Raw genomic sequence first — 12,324 nt, 5'->3', positions numbered from 1 at the left:
TCACGGGAAAATCATTCCTGATTGCCCGACATCTATTCCTCTTCTGTGAAAGATGTATCTTCTTAAAACTCTGCACTGATTCCGATGGAAGGGAGAATTCCTATCGAGTCATTTTCTTCAACCTTCCCGAGCCGCGTGTTATACCGCGGAATATCAGCGGGCTTTTTGTTGTACACATTCTGAATATCAACGTACGTAATCAATATCCAGTTTGGGAACGACCATCGCCTGTCAACCCGTATGTCTAAACTATGATTGATGCCGACGCGTTTTGAATTGTATAAAAATGGTTGTTGAGAACCATCCGGTGCGTATGGTGTGTACGGACGACCTGTTGCAAATCGGAATTTTGCCCCGAACTCCCATCGTTCGTTCAGAACATATCCGCCGCCGAAGTTTAATATCCAACGCTGGTCAAAACTTCCCGGTCGTTCTATCCCATCAAGCGCGGTGAAAAACGATTCGTTGTAACTCAAACTTACCGTTCCATAGCAAGATATATCAGACAACTTTTTTTGAAGGAACAATTCAACTCCGCGGGATATACCACTTCCGCTACTTCCCAGCGGTTCAACACCGAACGAAGTGAACCCCTCTTCACTCCCGCCAAAACCTGCCCCCGAATTTGCAAGAACTACATACGGACGTCGAAGGCTTACCGGATAATCTGAGTAATGCTTCATATATCCTTCCGCGCTGAGTTTGAAATCATCGAGTAACAGATATTCGGCCCCGAGTATTACTTGTTCAACTCTGATATTGGTTAATTGTTTGTTCGATTCATCAGATACAAGCCAGACCGACGAGGGAGCCTGAAAATATTTTCCAATGCTTGTGTTAATGTTCATCTTTGAAGTAACAGCATACCGGAGAGAGAGTCTCGGGGCGAATACCCATGCTTGTTCAATAAGAGAAAAATTATCAATACGTGTACCAGCAACGAGGTTGAAATGTCCAAAGGTCGTTGCAAGTTGTGTGTAAAAACCTGTTTTCCAACCGGTAGTTTCCCGTGCTGTTTGCAGATTAAGACTATCGCCAAATGAAGAACGATAATTTGGAAGTGTTAATCCTGTCGAAAATCCAATGTTCCGTGCTTGAAAACCGAATGATGCGTCAGACATTGATGACAGTTGAAGAACCACTTCGCCGCGCAGGGAAAGTTCGCGCTCGTATGTTGAACTGAAAAATATCGGGTTGAGTAAAGAATCGTTCTGCCGGTATTGATATTCATTGTATCGCTGTCCCAGTGTAACGGTTGAATAGCCCGAAGTAAACAAGCGTTTCCATGTCGCACCGGAAACAACTTGATTTTGATCGGCGGCTAATATTCTTGAATTCTTAAACCTCTGGTCTTCCGTTTCATTGAACAAGCGAACTCTATCTATAGCGGCAATACCGATAAACGAAAGTTGATTCTTTGAATCAAGTTTAGAAGACACCTTCGCCAGATAATCCCAATACTCCGGCACAAACCCGAACCCCGCCGCCTTAAAAAGAAAATCAAGATAACTTCTTCGGACAGAAAACAACATATTCGTTTGTTCGTTTACCGGACCTTCGATAGATGCGCCAAACTGAGTTGCAGCAAGCGTAAGTTTTCCTCCGAACCTGTCTTTTCTTCCTTCGCGTAAAGAAATATTCAGCACAGACGAAAGTTTATCTCCATATTTTACGCCAAATCCACCAGTGGAAAACGATGTTGCTTCGACAAAATCAAGATTCACATAACTCAGCGGACCGCCGCTCGCCCCTTGAGTTCCGAAATGATTGATGTTGGGAACATCAAGATTGTCAATCAGAAAGAGATTTTCTGATGGTGCGCCGCCGCGTACGATTAAATCATTTCTTCCTGCCTGAACCTGCGCAACACCGGGGAGAATGGAAATTGCCCGCACGACATCTTCCTGTCCTCCGGGTAAACGACGAATTTCTTCGGCTGATTGTTGTTGCGTACTCACCGGAGTCTCGGAATTTTTTTGAAAATAACCGGCGCTCACCTCTACTCCCTCAAATTGAATTCTCGATTCCTGCATCAGGATAGTTATCTCTGTCGGTTTGATTCCGTTCACGACAACATCGGTCATGATGTATTGTTCAAAACCGATGAGTGAACTTTTAACATTGAACGTACCGGGAGGAACATTCTGAATCCGAAACATTCCGTTATCATCCGTTGATGCGCCAAGTTTAGTTCCCGAAAGAGTTATGTTCGCACCGAAGAGAGGCTCTTGTGTTTCTTTGTGTAGTATAAGCCCGGAGATTTCTCCTTTCGCATCTTCATTCTGTTTCTGTGAAACCATCACCGAGGTTATTACTAATAGGTGAACAAAAAGAAATAGAAAATGTTTCATCAATGTCATATTATTGTTCTTGAAAAATTGATTGTAAAGAGTGTTCCAATGTAGGGTAATGAAAACGATAGCCGGTGTCCAACAATTTTGCGGGAACGACATTCTGTCCCGTTAACAACATCTCCGACATTTCACCTAGCGCAAGTTTAAGTATGCTTGATGGGACGGGCGCCCAACATGGTCGTCGAAGGACATTGCCAAGTTGTTGACAGAATTGTTTCATCGTGACAGATTCCGGTGCGGCAAAGTTCACAGCCCCGTTTATTTGTTCATTTTCCATAGCGAACAACATTCCATTCACAACATCATACCGGTGAATCCACGGAAACCATTGCTTGCCGCTTCCGAGCCAACCGCCAACTCCGAACTTGAACGGCATCAGCAATTTCGGCAACGCACCACCATCGTTCGCTACTACAACGCCGATTCGCGGATTGACAACACGAACTCCAAACCCGGTTGCTTTCTGAGATTCTGATTCCCACACTGCGCAAACATCGGCAAGAAATCCATTTCCTTTTGGATGTGTTTCTGTCACCTCTCCCTGCTCCACGTTTCCGTAGTAACCAACTGCCGATGCACTGACAAAAACCTTGGGTTTCTGTTCTGCTTCCTTTATCGCTTGAACCAACACCCGCGTAGAATTAATTCTGCTTTCAAGAATGTTCTTCTTTTGGTTTGCTGTCCATCGTTTCCCGGCGATAAGTTCTCCGGAGAGATTAATGACAGCGTCGGAGTTGTTAATGCAATCTTTCCATTGACCAACCGTTACTCCATCCCATTGTTTTAGAACAACAGAAGGCAGGTAATGTTTTTGCACATGCTTACTACGAGATAAAAGCGTTACATGATGCTGAGATTGAATGAAGGATTCAACCAGAGCCGTTCCGATAAATCCTGTTCCGCCTGCAATAACGATATTCATAATTCACCTATTCCTTTGTTTGCGTTCTTTGATTGGTAATATTTTTCTTCGCGATACAATGTGCGTTTATGCTTGACCCGAAGGCTTCTGTTTTCTTGGTCCGGGTTTTAATTGAAACACTTCTTTGATGTAACTTAATGCATCAGTCGCTGAGTTTGCAATATGATGGCAACCGAAATCTTCGGGAGTGTAGAGTGCAGAATAGAAACCACCGACCATCACTTTCGCTCCGTATGAACGGGCGTAGCGACTGATGTTCATAACGTCCTGTGCAAATTGTTTCTTTTTATTCACAACAGTAAACGAGAGGCAAATTAATTCCGGCTTCATTGCTTTCATGAAAGAAAGCAGAGTATCCGTAGGAGTATTTGCCCCAAGATAGTGAACATGCCACCCTTCACTTTCCAGAACGAATTTCAATGCGTGAAGACCAATTTCGTGATGTTCTCCTTCCAGGCATGCACACACTGCTGAAAGTTTGTTAGTTTTCTTGCTATGGACATTTGGTGCAAACCGAACCAACGCTTCAAGAATCGCCTGTGATGCGCGGTGTTCCTGATGAACTTCGAGTTGCCCCGATTTCCATTTATCACCGATATGAACTAATGCAGGTCTGATAACTTCATCTGTAATCGTCGCAAGACGAATTCGATGTTTTGACAGATAGAGAAGCAGTTCGAGCAACCCGCGGTCATCCCCCTGAAGCGATTCCTGAAGAAAAACCTCGGCAATCTTATTGTAATTTTGAGTAAAAATGCCAAGTTGAAGTTGCTCCATTTGTTGATTCGTCATCGGCGGCGGGGAAATTCCGGAGACCGGGATTCCGTTTTTTTCTGCAAATTCAAGGACATCGTGAATAAAAAACTTCCGATGTCCACCCAGTGTTTTCGTGCACGGAATCTTTCCATCCTCTGCCCATCGCTTTATAGTCGTTTCGGTGACATTCAGAAGAGAAGACAGTTCTTGCGTTGAAAGAGTTGGCGTTACCATAGATATTTTGTTTATGCGTTATGTTCGTTTTGGACGATTTAATATAACGCAAAATAAATTTCTATGCAACTCTGTTTTTTTACTGACCGCTTGTTAGATGGTTTATTCGAACGAGAAGCAGGACGGGCTTGGCTTGTTAAATGGTCACTTGTCCGACTTCTTCTTGTTCGATAGTCAGAAGGATTACTGTATGATTTGATACGATGTGGATGTGTTAACCGGGCATCAGGTCAGGTTTTCCATCCCCGCACCCACTCCGTCCCGCACATTGTTTTGTATGGACAATCGGGACACTGTTTCTCCAAATCTTCTGTTGGAAGAAACTCTTCTTTCACGTCAAAGATTTCTTCAATAATTCTGAAGATGAGCGGCTCAACCTTACGATACACTTCTGCATCTGATAATTCCTCATCACCCAAACCGACTTCAATCGTTTCATCAATTTCTTTTTTGCCAAGAAACAGAAATGCGGGCTTAATTTTATCAATTCCTTTTCTTGTCAATTCATTATAGAGAAGCATGTACATCGGAAGTTGGAACGATTGAATCGCTTCGCACCATGTTGATGAATCATTCGGGTTGAGTTTTTCCAATTTGATGCTGACATGCGAATCATCTTTTCCTGTTTTGTAATCAAATATGTAATATCGCTCGCCGCGCAACTCGACACGGTCAATTCTTCCGGTGAATGTATAACCGTTTTTCTCAACGCTCACCGGTTTCTCTAAACCGCTGATGATGATATTCTCCTTTGTAGCTAACGGTAATTGATACTTTTCAATAAACTGCCAAAGTTGCGCTCCTATTTGCCGCTTAAGAAGAAATGCTGTCCCGGTTAAATCATCACCAAAATTCTGTTTGAAATATTCACCAACTACACTTACCATTCGCTCCTGAGTGAGAAGTTCAATTGCAATTGGTTTTCCTTCAAACGGTTTGAAGTATTCCGCGAGAACGCCATGCACGATGTTGCCGATTTCCAGATTGTCAACATCCTCACTCGCTTCACTTCGTTCCCGCAACCGCAAAACATTCTGATAATAAAATCTCAACTGACATTTGAGATAGGTATCCAACGAGTGCGCGCTGAACTGAATTCGTTGCCGCAACCGATGAATCATTTCTCTTGTCTTTTTGATTGGCTCCGGTTTTTCGTTTGCAAGCCGGACATGGTATTTGGCAACGTGTTCATACGATTTCACATCCACGTTGCCATCTCGTTGCTGTAACTGCCAGAGCAATTTTTCAACGAAGCGGCTTTTCTCTTTTCCGCCTGCTTCTGTTTCGGTGTAGAAGAGATGTACTTCTTTTGCTGATTGAATTGCAAGTGTAAAGTAATATTCAATCAACTGCTCGCGGTCGCGGGAGGTTTCCAATCCCAGTAATTTCCTGACAGGTTGCGGAAGCAACATGTCTTCACTTCGTGAGCCGGGAAGAACATCATCGTTTGCATCGAGGATGTACAGAGTGTCGAATTTCAGGTTGCGCGTTTCCAACAAACCGAGTGTTTGCAATCCTTTCAACGGCGTTCCTGAGAACGGAACGGATTCGGATGCGATGAGACTTCGCACAAGAGTGAAATATGCCAGCGGGTCTTCAAATCGTTTTCCTGCAAGAAGCGATGTTGATAATCCATCCAACGCTTCTATCAATCGCTCGACATACGGACGGAAATACGGATGAAGATTTGCCGTGCTATGTTCAAAGATGTAGGTAAGAACTGCAATCGCCCGGCGCGCAAACTCGCCGATGGAACTGAATTCATTTAATTTCCTGATTGTATGATGATGAATCGTACAGAGATGTTCACGAAGTTGTTCGCTTGATATTTCTTCACCGATGCCCGCAAGTCGTTTTAATGTCTCTTCAAAAAACTCCGCATCGTTTTCAATCTCCTCAAGCGTGAACAACGCCTTCGAACGATGTTCAAGCAAATGTTCCTCAAGCGAATGAAAAAGAATGCGTGTAACATCCGAACGTTTTCCGAAACGGATGTTCTTCGTGTACGGATGAAGGACGAATTTCAAATAACTCTTGGGTGAAAACTTCCCGTGAAACGCCGAGCCAAGTAATTCCATCAGACTGTTAAGAAATCCGTAGGCGGGAGTTCGCATAAGCGGATAACCGAGTGCGATGTTATAGTTTTCATCAGGAATCAGCGAGAGAGCATGATGGAAAACAGGAAACAACGCTTCAGAACCCGGAAGTACAATCGCGGTTTTCTCATCCACACGCTGTTCTTCTACCTTCTTTTGAAGTTCAGCCGCGAGGGCAAACGTTTGTCCGTGCGTGTCGGGAGCCTTAACAAAATGGAGTAGCGGGGTAGTGGAGTAGTGGAGTGATGGAGTTTTGGAGTTTTGGAGTTTCCCTTCTTTTGTTGGTATTCCAATGTGTTGCAACTGCTGTTGTAAACCGATTCCATCCTGAAAGATGAAAGAAACATTTTCCCGTTCAAGAAGATTGGTGATTATTTTCTTCTCCGTGTTTGTGAACGCGTAGAATCCTGCAAAAATGATTTGCTGAAACTGTTCGAGATTGATTTCTCCAATTTTGCCTGCTACGGTTCTGTACGATGTTGCCTTCGTGGAATATCCATACTCCACGACGCGCTTGTAAAAACTTTCGTAGTAGTAACTTAACGCATGGAATTTCAGAAATTCAACCGATGAAAGAACCTCCTTCACTCTTGGAAGCAGAAGATTTGCAAGAGCGACTTCTTCCAACTCACGGAACAACTGCATCCCGACCGGCACAAACGCATCGAGCGAAACGAAATGTTCAGCGCCGACTTTTTCCTGCGCTTCACTATGCACATCATAGAGAAACGATAGCGCATCTGCCGTTTCAAGTTTCTTTGTGTGAATGCCAAGCAGTTCACGATGCAGAAACCCGATGAATGTTTCAAACGAAAAAATACGCGGTGGAATGTAACTCGACTGATGCCGCTCGGCCATCATTTTCCGGAGGACATGTGCGGGACGTTTTCCGGGAAACACTATTATGGTGTTCGAGTAATCCCGCTCATCGGAATTCAAACGGGAAAGTATTTCTTCAAGTAAACCGACTTCCGGCGAAAGAATGGTCACGTTATTCATGCAATCCTCCGGACACATTTCACATCAACATACGCAAGCGCGCCTTCAATTTTTCTTTTTGGATAGAGTTGACGAACCATAAATAAATAATTCTGTACCTGTTTGATGTACGATTCCTTTTCCGCGCCGGTTTTGAAATCAAGCACTGTAACCCGGTCGCTATCAAGTATCAATCTGTCCATCCGATGGAGTTGCCCGTTCGCTCCGACAATTTCCTGCTCGGTGAAAATCGTTCGTCCCTGCTTCGGCGTGAAATATTCTTTCACTTCTTTTACTGCAAGAAATTCTTTGATGTGTTTTGCTATCGTTTCTTTATCAATGATTTGATAGCCCTGTTGTTGCAACGCATCCAATGAACGCGCGATGATTGCATCGAGCCGTTCATCAACAACAATAATGTTTGATAACACGGCATGAATAATTTCCCCGCGTGTTGTATCCTCCGGGTGAATGTTCTCAATGCTTGTTGCTTGCTTCAATCCTTGTGACGGTTGGTGAAGTAACGATGCTTCATGTACTTTTTCCTCTACCTTTTTCTCTCTCTTCATCGGAGAGCCGAGAGAGAATCCGTTCTCCGGCAAGAACGATGACGGCTCCGTTGCATACTTTGATTGAACGCTGAGAACATACATCTCTTCCCGCGCACGCGTCAACATGACATACAGTTTATTCAGTTCGTCCACGTTCCGTTTCACCGCATCCTCATTATAAATTGCACCGAGCAGTTCACTCGATTCCGACCAGTGTTTTGTCGAGCGAATCAACCGCACACCGTCATCACCGGTTGTGATTGCCATGGTATTCGGCTTCGGTCGGCTATCATACAATAGAGCAATCACTATGGGGAAACCGAGTCCCTTTGCTTTATGCACCGTCATGATTGTCACCGCATCTTCACCCGATGATTTTTCGAGGTCCCACGAAGCATCGGCATCGTTCTCCTCCGCATACTCAAGAAAATCTTTCAGGTTGTTGTTTCCCGTTTCTTCAAATTTCTTGATGACTTCCAGAAACTTTACCAGCGCGGCTTCTTCTTCATGGAAGACCTCGAACAAACGGAACACCCGATAGAGTTCGACAACAAGGTCGTACACCGGCAAGTAACCGACGAGAGTGAACAACTCATCGAAATAATGTTCCCACAAATCGCTGTAAGATTGTTTGAATGAACTGTACAACGGCGCACGTGCGTCTTCCTCCCTGCACGAATGAACAAAGGAATGGAAATCCTCTTCGAAGAATCCGCGCTCCATTGTTTTCCGGAAGATGTCTCCGAAAAGGAACGACGCGAACGACAAATCATCAACAGGAGAATCGAGCCAGCGAAGCAACGCGAGCAATTCCCCCGTCAGTGTTCTCGTTCGTATATCGAGACTGCTGTGCGAAAGGAATTTGATGTTCGATTCATTCAACCACCGGCTGACTTCTACAACATCATTATTTTTCGGAGTAAGAATTGCGATGTCGCAATACCGGTAGCCGCGACGGATACAATCCTGAAGAACAGAGAGAAGTTTTTCTCTCTCCGGCGATTCGGTTTCTAACGGTTCTTCATCCGGAACTTCGAACTTGAAAACCTCGACGTATCCTTTTCCCTTTCCTTTCTCATAGACATTCTGCTCGAACGAAACAAGCCCGCTTAACTTTGCAACATCACCCAAACCCTGAGCCGGAATAATTTCGTGAAAGACTTTTTTTGCAAACCCGACAATCGCTTCCGTGCTTCTCCAGTTCGTTGTCAATTCTTTTCGCTGAGTTGCAACGGAACGAAACTCATCCCGCTTCAGCATCCGCGCCATGATTTGCCAATCGGCGCCGCGGAATGTGTAGATAGATTGTTTCGTATCGCCGACGATGAACAGGCTTCCGAGTTTTGCAAGCGATTCCTCAATCAACGGGCGAAGCACTGCCCACTGAATCGGCGCGGTATCCTGAAACTCGTCAATCAAAAAATGATGAATACGTTCGCCGAGCGTGAAATAGACTTCCGGCACAATTTCATTCCGCAATCTTCCTGCCAGCAATTTATTGGCGTCGCCGAGATGGACTTCGCCGCGCAGACGCTTCACTTGTTCGATGGCGTTTAGCAATTGCAGGTGCGTCTGCACGAACGGAACATAATACGCTCGCGCTTTCGCCTCAAAATAGTTACCGACAATCAACGCAAGTTCATCCTGCAAGCGTGCAATCTCGGCTTCAATCTTCGCCAACTGAGGATGGGAAGATTTGTTGAGAACTTTCTGACCGAGTTTCCATCCGAGCAATCGCTCCACATCTCCTTCTCCCGCAGTTGCCATGATGCGTTGATAATTTTTTGAAACGATGACGCCCGGTGTATCCGCAACTCTTCCGATGGAAATTATTTTCTCGATGATTTCTGCCTGAAGTTGCCGGAACGTTTCCTGTTGTTCTTCGATGAGCGGCAACGATGCAAATGCAGAGAGCCGTTGATGCACTTCCCCGACTTCCTTCGTCAGTTTCTGAAACGGGTCCCAGAGATATTTCGATTTCCCATCCTGCGCCTCGCTCACAAGTTGAATTACCCGCTCGACAAGTTGTTGCTTTCTCGTATCGAACGAAAGGTCGCGGAACAACACATCGAACGCATCATCTAGTATCGCTTTTGAATCAAACACGATTTGAAAATCGGGGGAGAAACCGAGTTCGAGTGCGGAGACTCTCAGCAAGCGCGTAATGAAACTGTCAATCGTCTGCACCTGAAAGTCGGAATAGTTATCAAGGATTTCATTCAGACGAAATGCGGCGCGGGTTTGAAGTGTTTCTCTGTCAAGTGAAAGAACCTCGCTCAGTTGTTTCACTTCCTCTTTCTCGGGGTGCAGAATTGTGTACTTGAGATACGCGAGGATTCTCTGTTTCATCTCGCTTGCCGCGTTGTTGGTGAACGTCATTGCGAGAATATTTTTCAGGTTGTTGAACGGAATCTTCGTCGAGAGGAGAAGTTGGAGATAACGCAGCGTCAGCGTGTGCGTTTTCCCGGAACCTGCCGAGGCAGTTACCAGCGTCAGGTTCGGAAGGGCGAGAGTCGAATCATGTTCAAGAATAGCGTGCATCACCTGTATCGTGAAATTGAGAACGAGCCAAAATACAACAACACACGCGAACCTGCAACTTGGCAACGTGCAAATCTTTTCTTACCTTCTTGCCGAACTATTGAGAAAACTTATGGAGTTTACTGCAGAAAAAATTCGTGTGCTTATTGTTGATGATCACCCGATGGTAATTGCCGGTATTAAAACCTTTCTTGCCGAGTATCCCCAGATACAGGTAATCGGTGAATCAATCAACGGCAAAGAAGCAATCGAACGGGCAAAAACCATGCTTCCCGATATCATCCTTATGGATATCAGCATGCCGGTTATGAACGGACTGGAAGCGACAAAAATCATCAACAAAAATCTCCCGACAATTGATGTCATCATCCTCACGATGCACGACGATAAGGAATACATCCGGCAGATATTCCAATGCGGAGCGAAAGGGTACGTTCTGAAAAACGCGCCCCAGAGCGATATACTAAAAGCCATCGAATCCGTCTTCAGAGGAGATGCCTTTTTTAGCCCCGAGGTATCAAAAGTACTGTTAGAGGAAATAACAGGTGAACGGAAAAAACCCTCGGAGGTAGACCCAACACTGACACAACAGGAAGAGGAAGTGTTGATACTCCTTGTCAAGGAATTCAGTACAAAAGAGATTGCCGACAAACTTTGTTTAAGCCCCAGAACGGTCGAAAAATACAGGCAGAACATCATGGACAAATTACATATTCATACCAGCTTCGGATTAGCAAAATACGCAATCAAAAAAGGCCTCATTATAGTGTAACGACGCTCGCTCAGGAGCGGCATTTTTCGTTTTTTCCTCTTTTCCCCCTCTTTTATTCCACTTCCTCTTTTATCCTCATATCGTAGTTTTACTACGCGAGGGTAATTTACTACCCAAAAATAGGGTAGTTTACGTATTGATAATCAAGCAGAATTTCCGTTCCTTTACACTGTCCAAATTAGCGCTCCCCAGACCATCATCTACCGAAGTTTTCGTGGATTAAACTTCACTACTAACGCGAGCCCGGACAGGGGGTTTTAACAACCAAAAAGGTGAGCCATTCCTATCTTATAGCTGGTTAGGAAAAGTCGGCTCACCTTTCTTTATCGCCCCGGTAATTTTGGGAGATGCCGGGGTGGTTTAGTTTGATAAGAATTCATTTCCTGATAGCGGTGAGAACATTAGTGGTTAAGGGAAACTTCATCAACTCTGTTACGTGGGGATTCGGTGGATTGACAGAGTCTGTTGATACGCTCACCGCTTTCTTTTGTGTGAAGAATAATGAGTGTAAAGCAACGTAATTTTTGAAATCTCGTTCACACGCTCCTATCATTTATCAGCGCGTGGGAATGAAATAAGTTGACGCTCCGCGTCATTAACGAATTTGAACAATGCAGAAAAATAAAATTGATAATGTGCTATTCAGTCCGTATGTTTACAGGAGAATCCATAACCATAGGTGAACAATGAATAACAGTAATTGCTCCAAGGGATTTGTAAACATGAGGCGACTTGATACGGTTGAAATGAAAATTCGACCTACTATACTTTTTCTTTTTCTCTCTCTTGCAATACTTGGTATTTCGTGCAATGAAACGGGAATAGAGATAATACCAATACCGCAACTTACCTTAGAGGAGAACGGTGTAACAGAACTATGGCTCCGTGTTACAATGAGTAACGGCAGCGATGATTTTACGGTACACCGGGATGATAGTTTACTTACCACTCTCCACCCTCCAATTGATACAGTAATTTATGATGAAGAATTGTTGCCGAAACATACTTACACATATAAAGCGGGGCGCGGCACAATACTTCATGTGACAACGTTAGACACGACAAGCCACGACTTCACGTTTACACAATACATTCTCGGTGAAGGACAGAACAGCATTAT

At 44.5% G+C, this 12,324-nt stretch carries 8 protein-coding genes; 3 read left to right on the top strand and 5 right to left on the bottom strand.

Going from position 1 to position 12,324, the window contains the following annotated elements:
* Positions 1-62 precede the first annotated feature (62 nt).
* The 5 genes from HY960_05015 to HY960_04995 all read right to left on the bottom strand — a co-directional run bounded on the left by HY960_05015 (position 63) and on the right by HY960_04995 (position 10,432).
* Positions 63-2,300 (bottom strand): TonB-dependent receptor, encoded by a 2,238-nt coding sequence (locus HY960_05015; GenBank protein MBI5215092.1) that lies wholly within the window; start codon positions 2,298-2,300, stop codon positions 63-65.
* Between the two features lie 61 nt (positions 2,301-2,361).
* Positions 2,362-3,276, bottom strand: a complete 915-nt coding sequence (locus tag HY960_05010; protein ID MBI5215091.1) for a TIGR01777 family protein — start codon at positions 3,274-3,276, stop codon at positions 2,362-2,364.
* A 66-nt stretch (positions 3,277-3,342) separates the two neighbouring features.
* Entirely contained in the window at positions 3,343-4,266 is a 924-nt protein-coding gene (locus tag HY960_05005; protein ID MBI5215090.1) for a cobalamin B12-binding domain-containing protein, read from the bottom strand.
* Positions 4,267-4,496: 230 nt separating this feature from the next.
* On the bottom strand, positions 4,497-7,361 hold the full coding sequence (locus tag HY960_05000; protein ID MBI5215089.1) for a PD-(D/E)XK nuclease family protein: 2,865 nt from the start codon (positions 7,359-7,361) through the stop codon (positions 4,497-4,499).
* Complete coding sequence (locus HY960_04995; GenBank protein MBI5215088.1) at positions 7,358-10,432, bottom strand: UvrD-helicase domain-containing protein; 3,075 nt, start codon at positions 10,430-10,432, stop codon at positions 7,358-7,360. Before HY960_04995 ends, HY960_05000 begins: the two co-directional genes overlap by 4 nt.
* 10 nt (positions 10,433-10,442) lie before the next feature.
* Here HY960_04995 and HY960_04990 point away from each other — a divergent pair, with 10 nt between their 5' ends.
* The 3 genes from HY960_04990 to HY960_04980 all read left to right on the top strand — a co-directional run.
* Positions 10,443-11,204, top strand: coding sequence for a response regulator transcription factor (locus tag HY960_04990; protein ID MBI5215087.1), 762 nt, complete (start codon positions 10,443-10,445; stop codon positions 11,202-11,204).
* Between the two features lie 347 nt (positions 11,205-11,551).
* Entirely contained in the window at positions 11,552-11,725 is a 174-nt protein-coding gene (locus HY960_04985) for a hypothetical protein (protein ID MBI5215086.1), read from the top strand.
* Between the two features lie 165 nt (positions 11,726-11,890).
* Positions 11,891-12,324, top strand: a 434-nt coding sequence (locus HY960_04980; GenBank protein MBI5215085.1) for a hypothetical protein, incomplete at its 3' end; no start/stop codon positions are given.

The organism is Ignavibacteriota bacterium (assembly GCA_016212665.1).
Lineage (GTDB): Bacteria > Bacteroidota > Ignavibacteria > UBA10030 > SZUA-254 > FW602-bin19.
Note: the sequence above shows the minus strand (reverse complement) of the source record. Positions and strands in the feature narration are given on the sequence as shown.